Genomic DNA, 23943 nt, shown 5'->3' with positions numbered 1-23943 from the left:
TCCAGAACCTCCAAGCCCTTTGTTTACCGGGGCTATCAGCGCCAGAAAAAAGTTGGTCTGCAAATTGCTTAAGGCTGTGCAACACAGCAGTGGGCGGCAAACGTCCGGCATGCAGAGGAACGACAGTGGACAAGTACCTTTATGTGGCAATGACCGGCGCCAGCCAGAACGCACTGGCACAGCGGGCCCATGCCAACAACCTGGCGAACATCTCCACCAATGGTTTTCAGAAAGACCTGGAGCAGGCGCGCTCGATGCCGGTGTTTGGCGACAGCTTTCCGGCGCGGGCCTTTGCCATGTCCGAACGGCCTGCCACTGACTTCACCCCGGGCGCACTGGTGGAAACCGGTCGTGACCTCGACGTCGCGGTGAGCGGGCCGGGTTGGATGGCCGTGCAGAACCCCGACGGCGGTGAAAGCTACGTGCGCACCGGCAGCCTCAATGTCGACGCCCTGGGCGTGCTGCGGGCTGGCAACGGCATGCCGGTGATGGGCAACGGCGGGCCGATCGCCGTGCCGCCAGAGCAGAAAATCGAAATTGGCCAGGACGGCACCATCAGCATTCGCGCCATGGGCGAAGGCCCGCGGGTGATGGCTGAAGTGGACCGCATCAAGCTGGTCAACCCGGACCTCAAGAACATGACCAAGGGCCTGGACGGTTCGATCCGGACCAAGGACGGCCAGCCGGCACCCATCGATGCCAACGTGCAGTTGGTGTCGGGTTTCCAGGAGGCGAGCAACGTCAACGCCGTGGATGAAATGACTTCGGTGCTGGCCTTGGCCAAGCAGTTCGAGCTCCACGTCAAGATGATGAACACCGCCAAAGAAGGCGATGAAGCCATGGCTCGGGTCTTGCAGATCTAATCATTAATTACAGCGCTGCGCCGAAAAACAGGCGTACGAGGAGAATCGAATGCTTCCGGCTCTATGGGTTGCCAAAACAGGTCTGTCCGCCCAGGACACCAACCTTTCCACTATTTCCAACAACCTGGCGAACGTCTCGACCACGGGTTTCAAACGTGACCGCGCCGAGTTCCAGGACCTGCTGTATCAGGTAAAACGCCAGCCTGGCGCCCAATCGACCCAGGACAGCGAATTGCCGTCGGGCCTGCAAGTGGGTACCGGTGTGCGCATTGTCGGCACCCAGAAAAACTTCAACGCCGGCAGCCTGCAGACCACCGAGCAGCCGCTGGACATGGCCATCGACGGTCGCGGTTTCTTCCAGATCCTGCAACCGGACGGCACCACGTCCTACACCCGTGACGGTACGTTCCACCTCGACTCCAATGGCCAGATCGTCAACGCCAGCGGTTTCGCCCTGGAGCCGGCGATCGTCATTCCGAACGATGCCCAGACCTTTACCGTGGGCCGTGACGGCACCGTGTCCATCACCGTGGCAGGCAACCCGGCCGCCCAGGTGATCGGCAACCTGCAGACCGCCGACTTCATCAACCCGGCCGGCCTGCAAGCGGTGGGCAACAACCTGTTCCTAGAAACCGCTGCCAGTGGCGCGCCGCAAGTCGGCACCCCGGGCCTGAACGGTTTCGGCACCACGCTGCAGAACACCCTGGAAACCTCCAACGTGAGCACCGTCGAGGAGATGGTCAACATGATCACCACCCAGCGTGCCTACGAGATGAACTCCAAGGTGATCTCCACCGCCGACCAGATGCTCTCGTTCGTTACGCAGAATCTGTAATCGTCACAACGTCCGTCACCACGTAGACAGGGCGACCCCAGGGTCGCCTGCAACACCAAGAGGTAGGGTCATGAAACGCTTCGTATCTGTTCTGGCACTGAGTGGCATCACCGCACTCGCGGGCTGTGTCGCGCCGACACCCAGGCCCAATGACCCGTATTACGCTCCGGTGTTGCCACGCACGCCGTTGCCGGCTGCCGCCAACAATGGCTCGATCTACCAGGCCGGCTTCGAGCAGAACCTGTACAGCGACCGCAAGGCCTTCCGGGTCGGTGACATCATCACCATCACCCTGAACGAGCGGACCCAAGCCAGCAAGAACGCCAACTCGCAGATCGACAAGACCAGCGAAACCAGCGTCGGCCTGACCTCGCTGTTCGGCTCCAGCCTGACCACCAACAACCCGATCGGCAGCAATGACCTGAGCCTCAACGCCGGTTACAGTGCCGACCGGGCCACCAAGGGCGACAGTCAGTCGGGCCAGAGCAACAGCCTGACCGGTTCGATCACCGTGACCGTCGCCGATGTGCTGCCCAACGGCATCATTGCCGTACGGGGCGAGAAGTGGCTGACCCTCAACACCGGTGACGAGCTGGTGCGCATCGCCGGCATGGTTCGCGCCGATGACATCTCTACCGATAATACTGTTCCGTCAACTCGTGTGGCCGATGCGCGCATCACCTATTCGGGCACCGGTGCCTTTGCCGATGCGAGTCAGCCAGGCTGGTTCGACCGTTTCTTCCTCAGCCCGAAGTTCCCTTTCTAGGTGGCCCAGTTGAATCTTAAGCAGCTGTTGATCGGTGCCTTGGTGATGTCTGCAGCCTTTACCGCTCAGGCCGAGCGTTTGAAGGACATCGCCAGCATTTCCGGCGTGCGCTCCAACCAGTTGATCGGCTACGGCCTGGTCGTGGGCCTGAACGGCACCGGCGACCAGACCACCCAGACCCCGTTCACCCTGCAGACCTTCAACAACATGTTGTCGCAGTTCGGCATCAAGGTGCCGGCCGGTTCCGGCAACGTCCAGTTGAAAAACGTCGCGGCGGTATCGATCAGTGCTGATCTGCCGGCGTTCGCCAAGCCTGGCCAACAGGTGGATATCACCGTCTCGTCCATCGGTAACTCCAAGAGCCTGCGTGGCGGCACTCTGCTGCTGACGCCGCTCAAGGGGATCGACGGCAACGTCTACGCCGTCGCCCAGGGCAACCTGGTGGTGGGTGGTTTCGATGCCGAGGGGCGCGACGGTTCGAAGATCACCGTCAACGTTCCGTCGGCCGGCCGCATTCCCGGCGGTGCTTCGGTGGAACGTGCGGTGCCGAGCGGTTTCAACCAGGGCAACAGCCTGACGCTGAACCTCAACCGTTCCGACTTCACCACCGCCAAGCGCATCGTCGACAAGATCAACGACATGCTTGGCCCAGGCGTGGCCCAGGCCATCGACGGCGGTTCGATCCGCGTCACCGCGCCGCTGGATCCGAGCCAGCGGGTCGACTACCTGTCGATCCTGGAAAACCTCGAGGTCGATCCGGGCCAGGCGGTGGCGAAAGTCATCATCAACTCGCGTACCGGCACCATCGTGATCGGCCAGAACGTCAAGGTTTCCCCGGCCGCCGTGACCCACGGCAGCCTGACCGTGACCATCACCGAAGACCCGATCGTCAGCCAGCCTGGCCCGTTGTCCAACGGCCAGACGGCCGTAGTGCCCCGTTCGCGGGTCAATGCCGAGCAAGAAGCCAAGCCGATGTTCAAGTTCGGCCCGGGCACTACCCTGGATGAAATCGTCCGGGCGGTGAACCAGGTCGGCGCGGCGCCGGGCGACTTGATGGCGATTCTCGAAGCCTTGAAGCAGGCCGGCGCGTTGCAAGCCGACCTGATCGTGATTTAAGGACACCGGCCATGGTGGATATGCGCAAAGGCGCCTTGATCAGCGGGGATTCGGCTTCCTACTCGGACCTGAACCGCCTCAATCAGCTCAAGGTCGGCGACAAGAACAGCGACGGTAACCTGCGCAAGGTGGCCCAGGAGTTCGAGTCGCTGTTCATTGGCGAGATGCTCAAGTCCATGCGTTCGGCCACCGAGGTCCTGGGCAAGGACAATCCCATGAACACCCCCGAGGCCAAGCAGTACCAGGAAATGTACGACCAGCAGTTGGCCGTTTCCATGTCTCGCGAAGGCGGCGGCATCGGGCTGGCCGATGTGCTGTTGCGCCAGATGTCCAAGAACAAGCCTACGGCCCCTGGTGAGGCGGCCACATTGTCCGCCGCCAAGCAACAGGATGCGTTGGACAAGGTGGCCAAGCGGGTTCCGACGCCGGTGGCGGCAGGTACATTGCCTACCGACGGTCCCTTGTCGCGTAGCAACGGCCAGCGTCCGCTGTGGGCTTCGCGGGCTGTGAGTACGCCGCAAGGGGCCGAGGGTATCCACCGCAACGACATGGAACTGCTCAACCAGCGTCGCCTGGCCCTGCCACCGAAACTGGCTGACCGTCTGCTTGCCGGGCTGGTGCCTTCGGCCGCGGTCAACGCCGATGTGCCTGCACAGAACGTCCTGACGGATCGCGCCATCGCCGCCGTCAAACCGGCGACTGGCGAACTGGCCAATGGCGACTGGTTGGCTGCACTCAAGGCTGCCGAGCCGAAAGGCGACATGCAGGTTTATGGCCGCGCCGTGGCCCAGCCGCCGCTGGCACCGGCACGCAAGGCCTTCCGCGATGCCGACGAATTCGTCAATGCCATGCTGCCAATGGCCAAGGAAGCGGCCGACCGCATCGGTGTCGACCCGCGTTACCTGGTGGCCCAGGCCGCCCTGGAAACCGGTTGGGGCAAATCGGTCATGCGCCAGCCCGATGGCAGCAGCAGCCACAACCTGTTCGGTATCAAGGCCAGCGCCAATTGGAAGGGCGATTCGGCCCGGGCGATCACCAGCGAATTCCGCAATGGGGCGATGGTCAAGGAGACGGCCGAGTTCCGTTCCTACGCCTCGTACCGCGACAGTTTCCATGACTTGGTCAACCTGCTGCAAAGCAACAGTCGCTATCAAGATGTGCTGAAGTCGGCCGATAAACCCGAACAGTTTGTACGCGAGTTGCAGAAGGCCGGTTATGCCACCGACCCGAACTACGCGAATAAGATTTCGAACATAGCCCGGCAGATGACGAGTTACCAAAACTACGCTTCTGCAGGCGCCACCACGACTTTATAAGGTCTGAACCATGAGTTTGCTCAATATAGGGATGTCGGGTCTGTCAGCAAGCCAGACCGCGTTGGTGACCACGGGTAACAACATCGCCAACGTCGATACCGCAGGCTATTCGCGCCAGCAGACCGTGCAGACCACCAAGGCGTCGAACCAATACGGCAACGTGTTCATTGGTTCCGGCACGACCCTGGCCGATGTGCGCCGGGTGTATAACTCGTATCTTGAAGCGCAACTGAAAACCACCACCTCGCTCAACAGCGATGCGGCGGCCTACCAGGGGCAGATCACCCCGCTTGACTCCCTGCTGTCGGACAGCGGCACTGGCCTCAACGGCGCGCTGACCAAGTTTTTCGCTTCGGTGCAGAACGTCAACGCCAAACCGGGTGACGATGCATCCCGGCAGTTGCTGCTCAGCGATGCCCAGGCCTTGAGCAACCGTTTCAACTCGGTTGCCAGCCAGTTGACCGCGCAGAACGAAAACATCAACGGCAACCTGTCGAACATGGTCGACCAGATCAACAACCTGGCCACCACCGTCGCCCAGTTGAACAAGAAAATCGCCGAAGTCTCCAATGCCGGTGGTGCGCCGAACGACCTGCTCGACGCCCGCAGCGAGACCATTCGCCAGCTGTCCACCTTCACCGGCACCCAGGTCGTGGAGAACGGCAGCAGCCTGGACATCTACCTGGGGTCCGGCCAGCCATTGGTGATGGGCAACATCACCAATAAACTCGAAGCGGTGCCGGACAAGAACGATCCAGGGCGCATCGGCATCCAGCTCAACAGCGGTTCCAGCGTCATGGACCTTACCCAGGTGCTCACCGGCGGCGAAATCGGCGGGCTGATGCGCTACCGCAGCACCGTGCTCGACCCTGCAATGAACGAGCTGGGCCGCGTGGCCCTGGTCGTCGCCGATCAGATGAACAGCATCCAGGCTTCAGGCATCGACAAGAACGGTGCGTTTGGTTCCAACCTGTTCAGCAGCATCAACAGCGCCGCGCAGATGAGCCAGCGCAGCGTCGCCTCGCTGGGCAACAGCGCAGGCTCCGGCAACTTCAACGTGTCCATCGAAGACACCGGCAAGCTGACCACCAACGACTACAAGATCACCTTCACCAGCGCCACCAACTACACCGTACAGCGCTTGCCTGACAACACCTCGCTGGGCGCGTTCAGCACCACGACCACGCCAGCACCGGTCGTCGATGGCTTCTCGCTGACCTTCGCCAACGGTCCTGCGGCTGCAGGCGATTCGTTCAAGATCACCCCGACCCGCAATGCCGCGGGCAGCATCAAGACCGAAATGACCGACTCCAAGCGGCTGGCGATCGCAGCCCCGCTGGGCGCCGCCATTACGCCGGGCGGCAGTGGCACGCTGACCATCCCGGCCAGCGGCCAGCCGACCATGACGACCAAGCTGGACATCTATGATGAAGCCACCACCAGCATCATCCAGAACGGCATCAAAAACTCCATGCCGGTCAAGGTGGTGTTCGGCGCGACTTCGGCTGACGGCACGAGCCAGGCTTACCAGTTGCTTGACGCCCAAGGCGGTACGATCAGCAGCGGTACGATCAAGCCGGGCCAGAGCAACACCCTGAGCCTGAGCGTTCCGCTCAAGGATGCCAGCGGCAACCCAATCATGGACTCGTCCGTACCGCCGGTGCAGCGTACCGTCACGTTCGATATGTCCATCGCCGGTGCGCCATCCCAGGGGGCGGGTATCAATATCAGCCTCAGCCAGCCCGGCAGCCTGGATAACCGTAACGGCACGATCCTGGCCGGGTTGCAGACCGCCCAGACGGTGGATACCAACTCCGGCAGCAAAGGTATTTCCCTGAACGACGCCTACGGCAAGCTGGTGGAAGGCGTCGGTGCCAAGGCCGCCCAGGGCAAGCTCGACAGCGCCGCCACCGGCGCGATCCTGGACAACGCCAAGAACGCTCGCGACTCGTTGTCGGGTGTGGACCTGGATGAAGAAACCGGCAACCTGGTCAAGTTCCAGCAGTACTACACCGCGTCTTCGCAGATCATCAAGGCGGCGCAGGAAATCTTCAGCACATTGATCAACAGTCTTTAAGGAGCCGTAGCCCATGCGCATTTCTACCTCTCAGTTTTACGAAAGCACGGCTGCGAACTACCAGAAGAACTTCGCCAATGTCGTCAAGACCAGCGAGGAAGCCAGCAGTCTGGTGCGCGTGAATACCGCCGCCGATGATCCGGTGGGGGCTTCGCGCCTGCTGCAATTGGGCAACCAGGCTTCGATGCTGGCCCAGTTTGAAACCAACGCCAACACCATCAAGGCCACCCTGGGTACCACCGAAGCGGTGATGACCAGCATCGGAAACGTGTTGCAGCGTGCCAAGGAATTGGCTGTCGGTGCCGGCAACGCCGGTTACACCGACGCCGACCGCCAGGCCAACGCTTCGGAGTTGGCGCAGATCGAAGAACAGTTGTTGAGCCTGATGAACAGCAAGGACGAGAACGGCAAGTACATCTTCTCCGGTTCCAAGGGCGACACCATCCCGTTCACCCGCAACACCGATGGCAGCTACAGCTACAACGGTGATCAGGTGACCCTCGACCTGCCAGTTGGCGACACCATGTCGATGGCGACCAACAGTACCGGCTGGGAAGTGTTTCAGCAGGCCGTCAACACCAGCCGCAGTCAGGTCACCATGACCGCGCCGGCAGTGAATGACGGGCGGGTGGTCTTGTCCGATGGCCAGGTATCGTCCAGCGTCAGCTATAACAGCAAATTCCGTGGCGGCGAGCCCTACACCGTTGAATTCACCAGCGGCACGCAACTGAGAATTACCGACGCGCTCGGCAATGACGTGACCGCCGAAGCCAGCCAGGGCGGCGCGTTCGACCCTAACAGCAAAAGTGGGCAGGCAGTCCAGTTCCGTGGTGTGGAATTGACGCTGAACATCAATCTGCAAACGGGTGATGTGCCTGGCACCGTGTTGCCAGGCCATACTTTCACCCTGGCTGCCAAGCCGGACACTTTTGTTCCGATGCGCAGCCCAGGCAACCCGACCGCGGTACAGATTACCGGCAGTGAAATCACCGATCCGGTGGCTTACCACGCCAGTTTCCCTACCGGTTCGGCGGTATTGAAATTCACCAGCGCCACCGATTTCGACCTGTACGCCGCGCCACTGACCGCTAACAGCCAGCCGGTGTCCAGCGGTACGCTGGCCGGTAACGTAGCCACCGCTTCGGGCGTAAGCTTCACGCTGAACGGGACGCCTGGGGCAGACGACCAGTTCAGCATCGCGGTCAACACCCACGAGACCCAGAACATCCTGGACACCGTGAACCAGTTGAAGACTGCCCTGAACACGCCTACCAACGGTGATCCAATCGCGTTGCAAAAGCTGCAGGCTTCGCTGGCTTCCGGTATCGGCAACCTGGCCAGTGGCACCGATCAGTTGTCCAGTGCCTTGAGTTCCGTAGGTGGACGTGGTCAGGCCCTGGAAACCCAAAGCGATACGAACCAGAGCCTGTTGTTGGCCAATAACCAGACTCAATCGTCGATCCGCGATTCCGATGCGGCCGAAGTGATGACGCGTCTGACCTTGCAGCAGACCATGTTGCAGGCCTCGCAACTGGCCTTCAGCAAAATCGCGCAGTTGGGTCTGTTCAACAAGATCTGAGCCGGTATCGACCGAGCCGCCAACCGTCTTTTTTTAAGCGGTTCCGGGGCTCCGACCTGAAAAGGCCGGGGCCCGCCGCTCGAGAGTTTTAACCGTGAAGTCACTTCCCCTCGTCAGCATCGTCATCCCCGCGTACAACCCTCGGTTTTTTGACCAGGCACTGCTCAGTGCCTTGGCCCAGACCTACGAACACATCGAGATCATCGTTTGCGATGACTCGCCTGGCGATGAGATTCGCCAGATCGTCGACTCCTTCCCTGAGCCGTCCCATCCGATCCGCTATTTGCGAAACCCGCAGCGACTGGGGCTTCAGGGCAACCTGTTGCGCTGTGTCGAAGAGGCCAGCGGTGAGTTCATCAAGGTGCTATGCGATGACGATCGTCTATTCGCACCGAGCATTGCGATGCAGGCCCAGGCGTTGATGGATCATGCTGACGTGAGTGTGGTGTTCGCGCTTCGGCTGTTGTGCGACGCAGGCAACTTCATCTTGCCACCCCGCGTGGACAACTGCCGCTTCTCGCCTAATGACGCCTTGCTCAAGGGCGACGACATGCTGGCGATTTTCGAGAGCACGCCAACCAACTTCATTGGCAATTTCAGTTCGACCCTGATGCGTCGCGCCGATGTGCTGGAGTTGTTGCCCGCGCTGATTCAGGAGGGCGCCGGGTTTGTCGCTTTGCTCGACTTTGCTTTGTTTGTCTGTCTGATGCGACGCGGCAATCTGATTGCCTTGAACACTGTATTGAGCATCGAGCGCCTCTACCCGGAGCGTTTGAGCAAGACCCCGGAAATGCTCAAGGCTGCCAAATTAGAGTGGGAATGGCTGGCGCAGATGCTTGTTGCGCGCAGCGGTGAAGCGGCTCCAGCCTCGGGTTGGGTGCGTTGCATCGATTTGAATAAAATCACTGACCAGCCTCATGCCTGGCAGGAGCTCTGCGTAACCCGCGTGCTGGGCAACCGCAACACCGTCGTCAACGGTCGGGTAGGGGCGCAAAGTGAGAGCTACGCCGATTTTTACCGTGAGTGGCTGGCTGTCCGCCGGTTCACCGAGGTTGAACAGCGCGTCATGCCTGCGCGCATCGATAGCTGGCCGTTTCGGCCAAACATCGTAACTGTGATCATCGACGCTCTCGGTGATGCGCCGGCGCTTGCAGCGACGTTACATAGCATCAAGGATCAGTTGTATCCAGCCCAGGCCGCAGTGGTGCTTTCCGACGCACATTGCGAAGTGGACGAGCGAGTGCTGCAACTGCCTTATCAGGTCGATTGGCCGAGTCAGCTCAATACCATCGTTCCACAGCTGGAAGGCGCGCACTGGTTCTACGTGCTGCGAGCAGGCGATGTGCTGCGTGATTCGGCATTGCTGATCCTGGCCGAGCGCGTTACTGGGAGCCAAGGCATCCTTTGCGTCTACAGTGATGAAGGCGCGTTGGTGGATGGCGAGTCCTTCGAGCCGGTGTTCAAGCCGGACTTCAATCTGGACCTGATGCGCGCCTACCCCTATGTCGGTCGGACCCTCGCTTTCGAGCGTGAACGATTCATGGCGCTCGGCGGCTTCGAGCCGACCCAGGGTGAATTGGCGCCCCATGATCTGCTCTGGCGCCTGGTGGAGGAGGCTGGCCCTCAGACCATCGAACACATCGCGGAAATCCAGGTCGAGTCGGTCCTCAGCTTCGCCCAATGGTTGTCGCTGCCCGAGGTCATCGAGGGCAATGCTCGCTTGGTTGGCGCGCACCTGGACCGTATCGGCATCGATCACGAGATTTCCCCGGACACGTTGCCATTGATCAACCGCATCAACTACCGCAACGGTAACCGCCCATTAGTATCGATCATCATGCGGACCGGCGACTCGCTCGCAGCCTTGCAGCGTTGCGCTGAGAGTCTGATCGAGCGCACGGCCTATACCCATTATGAAATCCTGATCGTAAACAGCGGCGTCCGGGATCCGGCCATGCTTGAATGGCTGGAGAGCATGTCGCAGTTGGGGGCGAGCATGTTGCGGGTATTGCGTCATGTCGGCGAGGACAATGATGCCGCGGTGCGTAATTTCGCCGCTGCCCAGGCTCGGGGTGAGTACCTGCTATTGCTTAGTCCGCATCTGGTTGCTTACGAAAATGACTGGCTGGACGAGATGGTCAATCATGCCCAGCGTCCTGAGGTTGCGGTGGTCGGTGCGAGAATACTCAGTCCTCAAGGCACGATTGTTGGCGGCGGGCAGATTCTCGGGTTGGCTGGGCCGGTGGGCACGCCGTTCTATGGTGAGTCAGCGGCTTCGCGCGGCTACATGCAGCGTTTGCATACGACCCAGAACTGGAGTTCGGTCAGCAGCGACTGTTTGATGGTGCGCAAGCAGGTTTTCGATGAGCTCGGCTGCCTGGACGATACGTCTTTCACCTTCGGCCTAAGCGACGTCGACCTGTGCCTGCGCGCAGGCAAAAACGGCTATCTGGTGGTCTGGACGCCTTACGCCACGGTGATGAAAGTCGACCCGCAATCGCCCGCTGTCCAATCTGAAGAAACCCCGTTGGTGGAGCGCGAACACGAAGTCTTTTATCGCAAATGGCTGCCGCAGATCGCCCGGGATCCGGGCTACAACCCAGCACTGAGCCTGGGGGCTTCCAGCTTCAGCCTGGAACCGTCGCTGCGCAACAACTGGAACCCGTTCTGCACCCGCGCCCTGCCATTGATACTTGGCTTGCCGGTCAACTCCACCGCGGTTGGCCACTATCGCGTCACGGCCCCGTTGGCCGAATTGGAAGCCGCCGGACGGGTAATCGCCCGAGTCGCCTACGAGTCGCCTTCGACCGTTGAGATCGAGCGCTTGTCGCCGGATACGATCGTATTGCAGGGGCGCTACAGCGAAGGGGCCGCCGGCGATATCCTGAGAATGAAGAAATATTCCGGTGCCTTGCGGATCTTCGAGCTCGACGACTACGTCATCAAGGCGCCCAAGAAAAACACGCATGCGCGCAACAAGCCGGCCAATACCGAGCAGATGCTGCGCGAAGGAATCGGGTTGTGTGATCGCGTGGTGGTGACGACACCTTCGCTTGCTGATGCCTTGTCCAGCATGCACAGTGAAATCCGTATCGTGCCCAACATGCTGCCGCCCGAGCCCTGGAGTCGATTGACCAGTCGGCGCGGTACGTCCGCCAAGCCTCGGGTGGGTTGGGGGGCGGGACCAGCCACAGCGGCGATCTGGAGATCATCGTCGACGTGGTTAAACAGCTCGCCGGTGAGGTGGAGTGGGTGTTCTTCGGTATGTGCCCGGAAGCTCTGCGTCCGTATATTCACGAGTTTCATGGCTCGGTCGGCCTTAACACTTATCCATTCAAACTGGCCAGCCTGAACCTCGACCTGGCCCTGGCCCCACTGGAGTTCCACATCTTCAACGACTGCAAGAGCAACCTGCGTTTGCTGGAATACGGTGCTTGTGGCTACCCGGTCATCTGCACCGACACCAAGGCCTACGACGGTTTCCTGCCTTGTACCAAAGTGCGCAGCAACAGCACTGAGGAATGGATCGCGGCAATCCGCATGCACCTGGCCGATCCGGACGCTAGTTACCGCATGGGTGATGAACTGCGCGAAGCCGTATTGCGGGACTACATGCTCAGCGGAAAGAACTTGCAGCATTGGTTGTGGGGGTGGTTGCCGGACTGAACGTTGCCTCGTGCAGCATTGATACCCATGGCGAGGGAGCTAGCTGCTCCCTCGCCATAAAGGCCGAAAGCGGCTGTCTTTGTGACTTCTCCCCCTGAAACCGCCCCCGCCAGAGCTGGCGCGTTTCCTGCAAGCCCCCCCTCATATCGCCATAAAACGAGCGCTTCCGGCGAATCGGAGCGCCCGGATCGGCATTGAAGGTGTAATCCCCGCGCCCGCAAAGCGAAACAACGCTTGGCCGAGCCCGGTGATGAACAAGAGGGGAGACGATGAAGGCAGTTATCTTGGCAGGTGGTCTCGGTACGCGGATCAGCGAGGAGTCGCACCTCAAGCCCAAGCCGATGATCGAAATCGGCGGCAAGCCAATTCTTTGGCACATCATGAAGCAGTATTCCGCCCATGGAATCCATGACTTCGTGATCTGCCTGGGCTACAAGGGCTATGCCATCAAGGATTTCTTCGCCAACTATTTCCTGCACACCTCCGATGTCACGTTCGATATGTGCAACAACCGCATGGACGTTCACCAGAACTACAGCGAGCCGTGGCGCGTGACACTGATCGACACTGGCGAAGACACCATGACCGGCGGACGGCTGCGTCGTGCGGCCCGTTACCTGGAAAATGAAGAGGCGTTCTGCTTCACCTATGGCGATGGTGTTTCGGACCTCAATATCGGCGCGCTGGTGGATTTTCATTTGTCACACGGCAAGCTCGCCACGGTGACTGCAGTCCAGCCTCCCGGACGCTACGGCGCGCTTGAACGCGATGGCGATACGGTCCTGGGCTTTACTGAAAAACCCCGGGGTGACGGTGGCTGGATCAACGGTGGTTTCTTTGTACTCTCGCCGAAGGTCCTGCCTTATATCGCTGACGACCAGACTTCCTGGGAAGCCGAGCCGCTGGCGGAGTTGGCGACCGAGCAGCAGCTCCAGGCGTTTCAGCACGACGGTTTCTGGCATCCCATGGACACCCTGCGGGATAAAAACCACCTCGAAGCCCTGTGGCAAAGCGGGGAGGCTCCATGGAAGCAATGGGACTGAACCCGGAGTTCTGGCGCGGTAAGCGGGTGCTGGTGACCGGTCATACCGGTTTCAAGGGCAGTTGGCTGACGTTGTGGCTGCAAAGCCTGGGTGCCCAGGTCTGCGGCTTTTCCCTGGACCCGGCCACCAAGCCGAGCCTGTTCGAGTTGGCCCGGGTGGGCGAGGGCATCGACGATCGGCGTGCTGACCTGCGTGACCTTGGTGCCTTGCTGGAAGTGCTTGCCGACGTGCAGCCGCAGATTGTCCTGCACCTGGCGGCCCAGCCGTTGGTGCGTGAGGGGTATCGCGATCCGTTGGGTACCTATTCCAGCAATGTCATGGGCACCCTTAACCTGCTCGAAGCGATCCGTCAGATTGGCGGCGTGCGCGCCTGTGTCCTGGTCACTACCGACAAGGTCTACGCCAATCAGGAATGGCTGTGGCCCTATCGCGAAAATGAACCTTTGGGTGGTCACGACCCCTACAGCAGCAGCAAGGCCTGCTGCGAATTGCTGGCGCAGTCTTATGCCGCGTCGTTCTTTTCGGCCGAGCGATTCGCTGAGCACGGCCTGGCCTTGGCCACGGCGCGGGCTGGCAACGTATTGGGCGGCGGTGATTTTGCCCCTGAACGGCTGATTCCGGACGTGCTCAAGGCCTGGTCGGCGGACGAGCCGGTGACGCTACGTTATCCACAAGCCGTGCGCCCGTGGCAACACGCCTTGGAGCCGTTGGCCGGTTATCTACAGTTGGCCGCTGGCCTCTATGAGCAGGGGCCGGAATTTGCCGGTGCCTGGAACTTCGGCCCTGGCGAAGCGGACATGTGCAGCGTTGGCGAAGTCGTCCAGTTATTGGCCGAGCGCTGGCCGCAAGCGCCCGGCCTGCGCATCGAGCCGAGCGACTTACATGAGGCTGGCCTGCTGCGTCTGGACAGCAGCCGCGCCCGGCAATCGCTGGGTTGGCAGCCGCGCTGGTCGTTGCAGCAGTGTCTTGCCCAAACCCTTGATTGGCATCTGGCGTGGCAGAACGGCGATGACATGCGCCAAGTCACGCTGGGTCAGTTGAACCTGTACCGAGGCACGTTGTGAGCGAGTTCGCATTGAAGGCATTGCCGCTGGCCGGCTTGTTCAGCGTCCAGCACAAGCGCTTCGAAGACCAGCGCGGGCATTTCGCCCGGCTGTTCTGCGAAGGCAGCCTGAGCGCGTTCGGCCAGCCGTTTCATATCCGCCAGATCAACCATTCCTGCACCCGTGAGCGGGGCAGCGTGCGTGGCCTCCATTATCAGAATGCAGCACAACCGGAAGCCAAGCTGATCACCTGCCTGCGGGGTGAAGTCTGGGACGTGGCCGTGGATCTACGACCCAATTCCGAAACGTTCCTGCATTGGCATGCCGAGCAGTTGAAGGCGGGTGATGGCCGCAGCCTGTTGATCCCGGCCGGGTTTGCCCATGGGTTCCAGACCCTGACCGACGATGCCGAGCTGCTTTACTTGCATAGCGCCGACTACGCCCCGGAGCACGAGGGCGGCCTGTCGGTGAGTGATCCGCGGCTGGCGATTGCCTGGCCGCTGCCTGTCAATAATCTGTCGACCCGGGACAGCAGTCATCCCTTGCTCGATGAGCGTTTCGCTGGAGTGTGTCTATGAATTGCCGCGGTTGCGGGACAGCCCTGGCGTTGCCACTGATTGACCTCGGTACGTCACCGCCGTCCAACGCCTACGTGCGGGCCGACCAACTGGAACAGGCCGAACAATGGCTACCCCTCAAGGTCGCTGTGTGCCAGCAGTGCTGGCTGGTGCAAACCGAAGACTACACTCGCGCCGACAGCCTGTTCGACGCCGAGTATGCCTATTTCAGTTCGTTCTCCAGCACTTGGTTGGCCCATGCCGAGCGCTACGTGGCCGAGATGGTCGAGCGCTTTGGGCTGGACGCCGATAGTCGTGTGGTGGAAATTGCCGCCAATGATGGGTACCTGTTGCAGTACGTCGCCAGGCGCGGCATCACATGCCTGGGCGTCGAGCCGACCCACAGCACCGCCGAGGCTGCCCGTGCGAAAGGCCTGGAGATTCGTGAGCTGTTCTTTGGTCGCGAAACGGCTGCGCAATTGAAGGGTGAGGGTTGGGCTGCCGATCTGATGGCGGCCAATAACGTGCTGGCTCATGTACCGGACATCAACGATTTCCTCGCAGGTTTTGCCACGTTGCTGAAGCCGACGGGGGTGGCGACGTTCGAGTTTCCGCAACTGCTGACGCTGATGGCCGGGCAGCAATTTGACACTCTGTATCACGAACATTATTCCTACCTGTCGCTGACTGCCGTACAGGCCTTGTGTGAGCGCAACGGCCTGGAGGTGTTCGACGTCAGCCCACTGTCGACTCATGGCGGTTCGCTGCGGGTGTTCGTCCAGCGGGCCGACGGCATTCGCCGGCCAGTGCTGGCGACAGTGCAACAGCAATTGCAGGCCGAACGGGATGCCGGCGTGAAAACCGCTGCGTACTACGCCACCCTGGCGCCGGCCGCCGAAGCCATCAAACATGGGTTGCTGCGCTTTCTGTTACAGGCCAAGGCCGATGGCAAGCGTGTGGTCGGTTACGGCGCCGCAGCCAAGGGCAATACCTTACTCAACTATGCCGGGGTCAAGCCGGACCTGCTGACCTGGGTGGCGGATGCCAACCCGCACAAGCAGGGCAAGTACTTGCCGGGCAGTCGGATTCCTATTGTGTCGCCCGAGCGTATTGCGATAGAGAAACCCGACTACATTCTTGTCCTTCCCTGGAACTTGCTGAGCGAAGTCAGCCAGCAGTTGGCTGAGGTTCGCCAATGGGGCGGGCAATTCGTCATCGCGGTGCCTGAGTTGACGCTGCTATGAAGGTTTTAGTGACCGGCGCCACCGGCTTTGTCGGCCGTCATCTGGTTGCGGCCTTGCTCGCTCGCGGTTGCCAGGTTAGAGCCGTCGCGCGCCGATTGGAGCCGGCCAGGGCATTGCCTTGGTTCGACCAAGTTGAATTCGTCGCGGCCGATGTCCACGCAGCAGAACTGGACGTCGCTGCTTTGGTCGAGGGCGTCGATGCCTTGGCGCATCTGGCGTGGCCGGGACTGCCGAATTACCAGGCATTGTTTCATTTCGAACATAACTTGCTGGCCGATTATCAGTTCATCAAACAAGCCGTCGTGGCGGGGGTAGGACAGGTGCTGGTCACGGGCACCTGCTTCGAGTATGGCCTGCAGAGCGGGCCGCTCGATGAGCAGATTGCGCCGCAACCGGCCAACCCGTACGGCTTGGCAAAAAATACCTTGCGCCTGTTTCTTGAACACCTGCAGCGCGAGCACCCGTTTACCTTGCAGTGGGCGCGCTTGTTCTACCTGCACGGTGTCGGTCAGAACCCCAACAGCCTGCTCGCGGCGCTGGACCGGGCCATCGATGCCCGGGCACCGGTATTCGATATGTCGGGTGGCGAGCAGTTGCGCGATTACCTGGCAATCGAAACAGCGACTGCTTATCTGGCGGGGCTGTTGTTGCGGCGCGAGTTCAATGGTGTCGTCAATTGCTCAAGTGGCGTACCAGTGTCGGTTCGCTCGCTGGTGGAAACACGGCTGCGCGAGCGTGGCGCGGCCATTCGCCTGAACCTGGGCCATTACCCCTATCCGACTCACGAACCCATGGCGTTCTGGGGCGTGGCCGAGCGTTTGCACACCTTGTTGGGAGCCGAACATGATGCGTGAGCTGTACCGGGCCACCGGCCTTCCGGTTCTGCAGAACCGTACCTTCGCCGATGAGCAGTCGGCCAGAGCCTCGGCGAGTGCCGACATGGTCCTGGTCCAGGACGAAGTGAGCGGGTTGGTTTTCAATCGGGCATTCGATGCCGATAAGCTCAGCTATGACAGCGACTACCAGAATGAACAGGCCCATTCCGGTCAGTTCCAGCAGCATCTCGCTGACGTGGAAGGCATCATCGCCCGGCATTTCAGCGGCCAGGAATTGATCGAGGTCGGTTGCGGCAAAGGCTATTTCCTGGAACTGCTCAAGGAACGTGGTTACGCGATCACGGGTATCGACCCGGCCTATGAGGGCGACAACGCCGACGTGATCAAGGCGCCGTTCACCCGCGATCTGGGCCTGTCGGCCGATGCGGTGGTGCTGCGTCACGTTCTGGAGCATATCCAGGACCCGGTGGCGTTTCTTGCTGAAATTGCAGCGGCCAACCGAGGCGGGCAGATTTACATCGAAGTGCCGTGCCTGGACTGGATCCTGGAGCATCGTGCCTGGTTCGACCTGTTCTACGAGCACGTCAATTATTTCCGCCTCGATGACCTGCGCCGGATGTTCGGCACGGTACACGAAGCCGGACACCTGTTCGGCGGCCAGTACCTGTACATCGTTGCCGATCTGGCCACATTGCGCCTGAAGCCGGAACAGCCTGTTCCCGCCCTGCAATTGCCCGACGAATTCACCGCCAGCCTCGGTCGCGCCGTACAGATTGTTCAGGCTGCACCGCAACAAGGCTCGGCGATCTGGGGGGCCTCCTCCAAAGGCGTGATCTACTCGCTATTCCTGCAACGAGCCGGTGTTGCAGTGGACTGCGTGGTGGATATCAATCCGGCCAAGCAAGGGCGGTATCTGCCGTTGAGCGGTGCACGGGTTTCCTCGCCCGAGGAGGCGATGGGTGCTCTGCCTGAAGGGGCGCACGTATTTGTAATGAATTCCAATTACCTCGAAGAGATCAAGCGGATGACCGGTGGGCGCTACGTCTACCACGCCGTTGACAGCGCTTCGTTCCAATAACCGCGAGATTCGAACATGACCGACAACACTATCCATAAAGCTTTCGAAGCCCAATGCCAGACCGAAATCGCCGGTCAAGGCCAAGACCAGAAGCTGGTCGGCTTGGCCAAGGAGTTTTTCAACGAATCGGCCCGCCATAAGTACAGCTACCATTTTTCCTGGATGGGGCGGCCGATCATCCAGTTGCCACAGGACATGATGGCGATGCAGGAATTGATCTGGCAGATCAAGCCTGACCTGATCATCGAATGCGGCATCGCCCACGGCGGTTCGATCATTTATTACGCCTCGTTGCTGGAGCTGCAAGGCCATGGCGAAGTGCTGGGCATCGACCTGGATATCCGCCCTCATAACCGTGAAGCCATCGAGAGCCACCCGATGAGCAAACGCATCTCGATGATCGAGGGTTCGAGCATCGATCCGGCCATCGCTGAGCAGGTCCATGCAGCGGCCAAAGGCAAGAAAGTCATCCTGGTGCTCGATTCCAACCACACCCATGATCATGTGCTCGAAGAGCTGCGTTTGTATGCGCCGCTGGTTTCGGTGGGCAGCTATTGCGTGGTGATGGATACGGTGGTGGAAGACATGCCAGCTGACTTTTTCCCGGATCGCCCATGGGGCCCGGGTGACAACCCGAAAACCGCTGTGTGGAAATACCTTGAAGAAAACGACTGCTTTGAAATTGACCAGCAACTGCAGAACAAGCTGCTGATCACTGTTGCACCGGATGGTTATCTGCGTCGGGTTCGTTAATCCATCCGTTTCAAGTCATTGGCGTCTGGCAGGTTGTGGGGACTAGGAAATATGCAGGTTCGAAATATGCTTCAAAACAACGTGGCACCGCTGAGCGAGCGGTTCACCGTGGTGGTCATCTCCCACAACCGCAGCGCATTCCTGCGGCGTACCTTGCATTACTACAGCAGCTACCCCTGTTCGGTGCTGGTGCTTGATTCGTCGGTTGAGCGCGATGAGCAAATCGCTCGTGATTTTCCGTCGGTTGATTATCGCCATTTGCCTCAGTTCACCTACAAAGGGCTTCAGGAAAAACTGACCTATGGCGTCAACGAGGTCAGGACGCCTTACATGGTGTTCGCCGCTGATGACGATTTCCTGCTGCACGATGCCTTGACCGAGTCGGTGGAGTTTCTCGAAGCCAATCCCGACTACGGCCTTTGCCACGGCTACGGCATCATGTATTTGTCCTGCGCCACGGAAGTCTGCTACTTCCGCCGTGACCGCAAGGTACATGAGGACTACGACAGCGAACTGGCCGAGGACCGTGTGATCCGTTTCATGGATCAGTTCCTGCCGCCGTTCTACGCCGTGACCCGCACTGACCTGCTGCAACAGTGGTACGGCATGCTGCCGCCAGGGACCAGTTTCGAGTGGCAGGAAATTGGCCATACCTTTTACCTGTTGGCTTGCGCCAAGGCGCGGATCCTGCCGATTCCGTTCGCCGTCCGCGAACTCAACTACGGCGGTTCAGAGCACAACACCAACGTGTTGACGGTGCTGAGCTACAAAGATGCAAAAAGCGTCGCTGAGCGAGAGCACTTCGCCGAGTTCCTGGCGTCGCTTCCGACACCGCTGCGCGAGCAGGCGCCGGGGCGGATCAAGCAGATTGCCCTGGACAGCTTCGCGGCCATGGCTGACTGCCTGCTGCAGGGACGCTCACTCAAAGGCACTCAGATCATTCGTTCCGCCTGGTTGGAGGCGGCTGGCGAGCCTGTCCGTTCGTTTGGCCCGCAACAATTTGTCGAGATGCCTTTTTACAACCAGCGGGTATTCGATCTCTTGACAGAGTTTGAATTCCTGTTGCATGCCATGCCAGCCGGTCGTCTGCAGCTTCAGCAGTTGGAAGGCATTCTGCTGCGCCAACATGAACTGATGCGCGTGCAACCCAACGATAACGAGCGCACCTTGCGCAGCCGTTTGTGGGAAGCCCAAGGTCTCTATGCGTTCAACCGTACCGTGGTCAAACGCTTGGCCGAATCGTTGAAAACCAGTGAAGAACCTGATGAAGCGATGAAGTTGCAGGCCTGGGCCGAGCGGTTGGACTCGGTACCGGGGCAGCAGGATCGCCGGTTGCTGGAAAACATGCACTCTGGTCGTCTATTGAGCTGGCTTGAAGCGCGCAACCCGGACGCACAACAGCTCGCTTCCATCGCTGCTCATCTGTCCGAGCATCAGGGCGGACCGCGCTTTGGCATTCTGCTGCTGGACCTGGACGCTGACATGTTCAAGCTGCAGGCCACCTTCGATAGCTTGGTCAACGGCCATAGCAAAGCCTTCAACGTAGTAGTGTTCACCACCGGCGACCTGCCGGCGACCACCACCGTGCGTGATACGGTGCACTTCGTCAAAGTCAGCACCTCCAATTATGTTGAGCGCGTCAATCAGATCATCGGGCAATCGACTGCTGACTGGATGGTGCTTGCCGAGGCCGGTGACCAGTTCACCACCAGCGGCCTGCTGCGCGCCAGTCTCGAGCTGATCGGTGCCGAAGGCGTGCGCGCCGTGGCCATGGATGAAATCCAGCGCAAGGCTGATGGCAGCCTCACCGATGTGTTCCGCCCGGGCGTCAACCTCGATCTGCTGCAATCGGTGCCGTCGTTGATGGCGCGACATTGGCTGATTAATCGCGAAGTGCTGGCCCAGGCTCGCGGATTCACGCCCGAATACACCCAGGCCCTGGAGCAGGATCTGCTGTTGCGCCTGATTGAAGACGCAGGGCTGGCCGGCCTGGCACACCTGGCCGAGCCGTTGCTGATCTGCAACGCCCCGGCGGAAGAGGAAAAGCCCCAAGAGCGTCAGGTCCTGACGCGCCACCTGGCCGCCCGCGGCTATCGCGCCCAGGTCACCTCGGCGTTACCGCTGACTTACCAGATCGATTACCAGCATGCCGAGCGGCCACTGGCGTCGATCATTCTCGAGAGTCGAGACAATTTCGAGCAGGTACAGCGGGCGCTGGTCAGCGTGCTGCAACGCACCCGCTACCATCGGCATGAAATACTGGTCGCCGATAACCACAGCCAATCCGAGGAACTGGCTCAGTGGCTCGATAGTCTGGAAGGCAAGGGCGAGCGGATCCGCATTCTGCGCAGCGACCGGCGCCTCAGTGCGTCGGCCCTGTACAACTGGGCGAGCGCGCAGGCCAAGGGCGAGTATCTGGTGCTGTTGTCGGCCGAAGCGCAGGTGATCAATGCCAACTGGCTCGACAGCCTGCTCAATCAGGCCCAACGGCCCGAGGTGGGGATTGTCGGCAGTAAGCAAATGGATAACCGTGGTGTCACTACCCAGGCTGGGCTGGTACTGAAGCCCGATGGCAGGGTGGCCTCGGTGTTCGTTGGCGAACGCAAGGACGCCAAGGGCTACCTCAACGGCCATCAAGTGGAGCAGAACTACTCGGCGGTGTCGGGCGCTTGCCTGATGATCCGTAAAGACTTGTTCGAAGCCGTAGGCGGCCTGGACGAAGATCATTTCGCCGAGGCCTTTGCCGACGTCGACTTGTGCCTGAAAACCGCCGACGCGGGTTATCTCACGGTCTGGACACCCCAGGCCCAGATGCTGCACGCCGGTACGTTCCCCGATGCGCCGGAGGCGGCCGACGCCTTGCACGAGAAGTGGCAGGCGCGCTTCGAGCATGACGCCGCCCGCAACCCGAACCTGGCCTTGACCGGCACCGGTTTTGCGCTGGGCACCGCCACGGCTGTCGACTGGTCGCGGTTGCTCGCATAAGCCCTCCAGGCAAAAGGAATCAGGTATGTTCAACGGCAAATCGATTTTCATCTCAGGCGGTACCGGTTCGTTCGGGCGCAATTTCATCCGCCGGTTGCTGGAGCAATACCAGCCCAAGCGCGTGGTGGTGTTTTCCCGCGATGAACTCAAGCAGTACGAGATGCAACAAACCTTCAATGCGCCATGCATGCGCTATTTCCTGGGGGACGTGCGCGATGCCGATCGTTTGCGCCAGGCCATGCGTGGCATTGATTATGTGGTGCATGCCGCGGCCCTCAAACAGGTGCCGGCCGCGGAATACAATCCCACCGAATGCATTCGCACCAACGTCAATGGCGCGGAAAATATCATCGCAGCGGCCATCGATAACGGCGTAAAAAAAGTCGTTGCGCTGTCCACCGACAAAGCGGCCAGCCCCATCAATCTGTACGGCGCGACCAAGTTGCTGTCGGACAAACTGTTCGTGGCGGCGAACAATATTGCGGGTGAACAGCAGACCCGGTTCGCCGTGGTGCGCTACGGCAATGTCGCCGGCTCGCGGGGGTCAGTGGTGCCGTTCTTCAGCAAACTGATTGCGGACGGTGCGACGCAGTTGCCGATTACCGATGAACGCATGACCCGTTTTTGGATTACCCTCGATCACGGCGTGCAATTTGTGCTCGACAGCTTTGCCCGCATGCACGGTGGGGAAGTCTTCGTGCCAAAGATTCCGTCGATTCGCATCGTCGATCTGGCGTCGGGCATGGCTGGGCATCTGCCCCACAAAAACGTCGGGATTCGCCCTGGTGAAAAACTCCACGAACTGATGGTGCCGCTGGACGATGCACGCATGACCATCGAGTTTGCCGATCACTACACCATCCAGCCGTCCATTCGCTTTACCAGTGTGGATGTGGATTTTGGTGTCGACAACCTGGGTGAGCGAGGCAAGCCCGTGGCAGAAGACTTCGAATATCGTTCTGACACCAACCCGCACTTTTTGTCGGTGGAGCAGATCGCTGACCTGCACGCGCGGTTATCGGCATGATCCCCTACGGTCGGCAGAGCCTCGATCAGGCTGACATTGATGCGGTGGTGGCCGTATTGCAGTCCGACTGGCTGACCCAGGGGCCGACCCTAGAGCATTTCGAAGAGGCCATGGCCAATCGTTGTCAGGCCGCTTACGCCGTGGCGGTGTGCAACGCGACGGCCGCACTGCACATCGCCTGTCTGGCAGCGGGGTTGGGGTCTGGGGATCGTCTATGGACCACCCCCAATACGTTCCTGGCCTCGGCCAACTGCGGTCGGTATTGCGGTGCGCTGGTGGATTTTGTCGACATTGATCCGCTGACCTGGAATCTTGACGCTTGTGCGCTGGCCGCCAAGCTTGAAGAGGCCGAGCGTGACGGAACGCTGCCCAAGGTGTTGGTGGCGGTGGCGTTTTCGGGGCAAAGCTGTGACATGCGCCATATCGCCCAGTTGTCCGAGCGATATGGCTTCACGGTGATTGAGGATGCATCCCACGCAGTCGGGGCGTCTTATGCTGGTCGCCCGGTGGGGTGTGGCGAGTTTGCGGCCATGACCGTGTTCAGTTTTCATCCGGTGAAGATCATCACCAGCGGTGAAGGCGGCATGGTCCTGACCAATCGCCCGGAACTCGCGCAGCGGCTGCAACGTCTGCGCAGCCATGGGATGACTCGCGACGCGCAGCAGATGACCGAACCCAGTCACGGCCCCTGGTACTACCAACAAGTCGAGCTGGGTTTCAATTACCGCATGACCGATCTGCAGGCTGCGTTGGGACTTTCGCAACTGAATAAACTGGATGACTTCATCGCTCGGCGTCGCGAACGGGTGGCGCGCTACAATCATCTGCTGGCAGGTTTGCCGCTCGTTTTGCCCGGCTTGCAACCTGAAGCCGAGTCGGCCTGGCATTTGTATGTGGTGCGCTTGCAACTCGATAGCATCACGCTTGGTCATCGTCAGGTGTTCGAGGGCTTGCGTGCAGCCGGGATTGGCGTGAACCTTCATTACATCCCGGTTCATTTGCAGCCGTATTACCGCGACCTTGGGTTTGCCGCAGGCGATTTCCCCCAGGCCGAGCGTTATTACGCCGAGGCCATCAGCTTGCCCATGTTTCCTACCCTCAGTGATGAACAGCAGGACTATGTGGTCGAGCAACTGCGCGAAATGCTTGAGGAGTGACG

Annotated in this window: 17 protein-coding genes and 1 pseudogene; all 18 read left to right on the top strand. The window is 60.3% G+C overall.

What is annotated here, in order from left to right; all coding sequences use genetic code 11:
• The first annotated feature begins 125 nt into the window (after positions 1-125).
• The 18 genes and pseudogenes from TK06_RS13215 to pseC all read left to right on the top strand — a co-directional run bounded on the left by TK06_RS13215 (position 126) and on the right by pseC (position 23941).
• Positions 126-863 carry a flagellar basal body rod protein FlgF gene (locus TK06_RS13215; protein ID WP_003199043.1) on the top strand — a complete coding sequence of 246 codons (738 nt, stop codon included), beginning with the start codon at positions 126-128 and terminating at the stop codon, positions 861-863.
• A 49-nt stretch (positions 864-912) separates the two neighbouring features.
• Positions 913-1698, top strand: coding sequence for a flagellar basal-body rod protein FlgG (gene flgG / locus TK06_RS13210; protein WP_053120245.1), 786 nt, complete (start codon positions 913-915; stop codon positions 1696-1698).
• A 70-nt stretch (positions 1699-1768) separates the two neighbouring features.
• Positions 1769-2464 (top strand): flagellar basal body L-ring protein FlgH, encoded by a 696-nt coding sequence (flgH, locus tag TK06_RS13205; protein ID WP_018614454.1) that lies wholly within the window; start codon positions 1769-1771, stop codon positions 2462-2464.
• Positions 2465-2509: 45 nt separating this feature from the next.
• Positions 2510-3580: a flagellar basal body P-ring protein FlgI gene (locus TK06_RS13200; RefSeq protein ID WP_161951755.1), complete on the top strand. Its 1071-nt coding sequence runs from the start codon at positions 2510-2512 to the stop codon at positions 3578-3580.
• 14 nt (positions 3581-3594) lie between these two features.
• On the top strand, positions 3595-4896 hold the full coding sequence (flgJ, locus tag TK06_RS13195; protein ID WP_063325146.1) for a flagellar assembly peptidoglycan hydrolase FlgJ: 1302 nt from the start codon (positions 3595-3597) through the stop codon (positions 4894-4896).
• A 10-nt stretch (positions 4897-4906) separates the two neighbouring features.
• On the top strand, positions 4907-6973 hold the full coding sequence (flgK, locus tag TK06_RS13190; protein WP_063322428.1) for a flagellar hook-associated protein FlgK: 2067 nt from the start codon (positions 4907-4909) through the stop codon (positions 6971-6973).
• Positions 6974-6986: 13 nt separating this feature from the next.
• The gene (locus TK06_RS13185; RefSeq protein ID WP_063322427.1) at positions 6987-8552 is read left to right on the top strand and encodes a flagellar hook-associated protein 3; all 1566 of its coding nucleotides are present in this window, start codon (positions 6987-6989) and stop codon (positions 8550-8552) included.
• 94 nt (positions 8553-8646) lie between these two features.
• A pseudogene (locus TK06_RS13180) lies at positions 8647-12218 on the top strand (glycosyltransferase).
• Between the two features lie 269 nt (positions 12219-12487).
• Positions 12488-13261 carry a glucose-1-phosphate cytidylyltransferase gene (rfbF, locus tag TK06_RS13175; protein ID WP_063322426.1) on the top strand — a complete coding sequence of 258 codons (774 nt, stop codon included), beginning with the start codon at positions 12488-12490 and terminating at the stop codon, positions 13259-13261.
• A complete protein-coding gene (gene rfbG / locus TK06_RS13170) occupies positions 13243-14325 on the top strand; it encodes a CDP-glucose 4,6-dehydratase (RefSeq protein ID WP_063322425.1) in 1083 nt (360 codons plus the stop codon). Before rfbF ends, rfbG begins: the two co-directional genes overlap by 19 nt.
• Positions 14322-14882 (top strand): dTDP-4-dehydrorhamnose 3,5-epimerase family protein, encoded by a 561-nt coding sequence (locus tag TK06_RS13165; RefSeq protein WP_063322424.1) that lies wholly within the window; start codon positions 14322-14324, stop codon positions 14880-14882. The genes rfbG and TK06_RS13165 overlap by 4 nt, the downstream gene beginning before the upstream one ends.
• The gene (locus TK06_RS13160; RefSeq protein WP_063322423.1) at positions 14879-16105 is read left to right on the top strand and encodes a class I SAM-dependent methyltransferase; all 1227 of its coding nucleotides are present in this window, start codon (positions 14879-14881) and stop codon (positions 16103-16105) included. Before TK06_RS13165 ends, TK06_RS13160 begins: the two co-directional genes overlap by 4 nt.
• Entirely contained in the window at positions 16102-16959 is an 858-nt protein-coding gene (locus tag TK06_RS13155) for an NAD-dependent epimerase/dehydratase family protein (RefSeq protein WP_063322422.1), read from the top strand. Before TK06_RS13160 ends, TK06_RS13155 begins: the two co-directional genes overlap by 4 nt.
• A complete protein-coding gene (locus tag TK06_RS13150; protein ID WP_063322421.1) occupies positions 16949-18019 on the top strand; it encodes a class I SAM-dependent methyltransferase in 1071 nt (356 codons plus the stop codon). The genes TK06_RS13155 and TK06_RS13150 overlap by 11 nt, the downstream gene beginning before the upstream one ends.
• A gap of 15 nt (positions 18020-18034) precedes the next feature.
• The gene (locus TK06_RS13145; RefSeq protein WP_063322420.1) at positions 18035-18772 is read left to right on the top strand and encodes a cephalosporin hydroxylase family protein; all 738 of its coding nucleotides are present in this window, start codon (positions 18035-18037) and stop codon (positions 18770-18772) included.
• A gap of 51 nt (positions 18773-18823) precedes the next feature.
• The gene (locus TK06_RS13140; RefSeq protein WP_063322419.1) at positions 18824-21757 is read left to right on the top strand and encodes a TIGR00180 family glycosyltransferase; all 2934 of its coding nucleotides are present in this window, start codon (positions 18824-18826) and stop codon (positions 21755-21757) included.
• Between the two features lie 25 nt (positions 21758-21782).
• Positions 21783-22784, top strand: coding sequence for a UDP-N-acetylglucosamine 4,6-dehydratase (inverting) (gene pseB, locus TK06_RS13135; protein WP_063322418.1), 1002 nt, complete (start codon positions 21783-21785; stop codon positions 22782-22784).
• The gene (pseC, locus tag TK06_RS13130; protein ID WP_063322417.1) at positions 22781-23941 is read left to right on the top strand and encodes a UDP-4-amino-4,6-dideoxy-N-acetyl-beta-L-altrosamine transaminase; all 1161 of its coding nucleotides are present in this window, start codon (positions 22781-22783) and stop codon (positions 23939-23941) included. The genes pseB and pseC overlap by 4 nt, the downstream gene beginning before the upstream one ends.
• Positions 23942-23943: the final 2 nt, after the last annotated feature.

Source organism: Pseudomonas fluorescens (assembly GCF_001623525.1).
Lineage (GTDB): Bacteria > Pseudomonadota > Gammaproteobacteria > Pseudomonadales > Pseudomonadaceae > Aquipseudomonas > Aquipseudomonas fluorescens_Q.
This window is presented reverse-complemented; position numbering and strand designations above follow the sequence as displayed.

Excerpts from the sequence above, each read along its gene's own strand:
- flgG (WP_053120245.1), top strand. The coding sequence starts at position 913 with ATGCTTCCGGCTCTATGGGTTGCCAAAACAGGTCTGTCCGCCCAGGAC.
- flgH (WP_018614454.1), top strand. The coding sequence starts at position 1,769 with ATGAAACGCTTCGTATCTGTTCTGGCACTGAGTGGCATCACCGCACTC.
- TK06_RS13200 (WP_161951755.1), top strand. The coding sequence starts at position 2,510 with ATGTCTGCAGCCTTTACCGCTCAGGCCGAGCGTTTGAAGGACATCGCC.
- flgK (WP_063322428.1), top strand. The coding sequence starts at position 4,907 with ATGAGTTTGCTCAATATAGGGATGTCGGGTCTGTCAGCAAGCCAGACC.
- TK06_RS13185 (WP_063322427.1), top strand. The coding sequence starts at position 6,987 with ATGCGCATTTCTACCTCTCAGTTTTACGAAAGCACGGCTGCGAACTAC.
- rfbF (WP_063322426.1), top strand. The coding sequence starts at position 12,488 with ATGAAGGCAGTTATCTTGGCAGGTGGTCTCGGTACGCGGATCAGCGAG.
- rfbG (WP_063322425.1), top strand. The coding sequence starts at position 13,243 with ATGGAAGCAATGGGACTGAACCCGGAGTTCTGGCGCGGTAAGCGGGTG.
- TK06_RS13160 (WP_063322423.1), top strand. The coding sequence starts at position 14,879 with ATGAATTGCCGCGGTTGCGGGACAGCCCTGGCGTTGCCACTGATTGAC.
- TK06_RS13155 (WP_063322422.1), top strand. The coding sequence starts at position 16,102 with ATGAAGGTTTTAGTGACCGGCGCCACCGGCTTTGTCGGCCGTCATCTG.
- TK06_RS13150 (WP_063322421.1), top strand. The coding sequence starts at position 16,949 with ATGATGCGTGAGCTGTACCGGGCCACCGGCCTTCCGGTTCTGCAGAAC.
- TK06_RS13145 (WP_063322420.1), top strand. The coding sequence starts at position 18,035 with ATGACCGACAACACTATCCATAAAGCTTTCGAAGCCCAATGCCAGACC.
- TK06_RS13140 (WP_063322419.1), top strand. The coding sequence starts at position 18,824 with ATGCAGGTTCGAAATATGCTTCAAAACAACGTGGCACCGCTGAGCGAG.
- pseB (WP_063322418.1), top strand. The coding sequence starts at position 21,783 with ATGTTCAACGGCAAATCGATTTTCATCTCAGGCGGTACCGGTTCGTTC.
- pseC (WP_063322417.1), top strand. The coding sequence starts at position 22,781 with ATGATCCCCTACGGTCGGCAGAGCCTCGATCAGGCTGACATTGATGCG.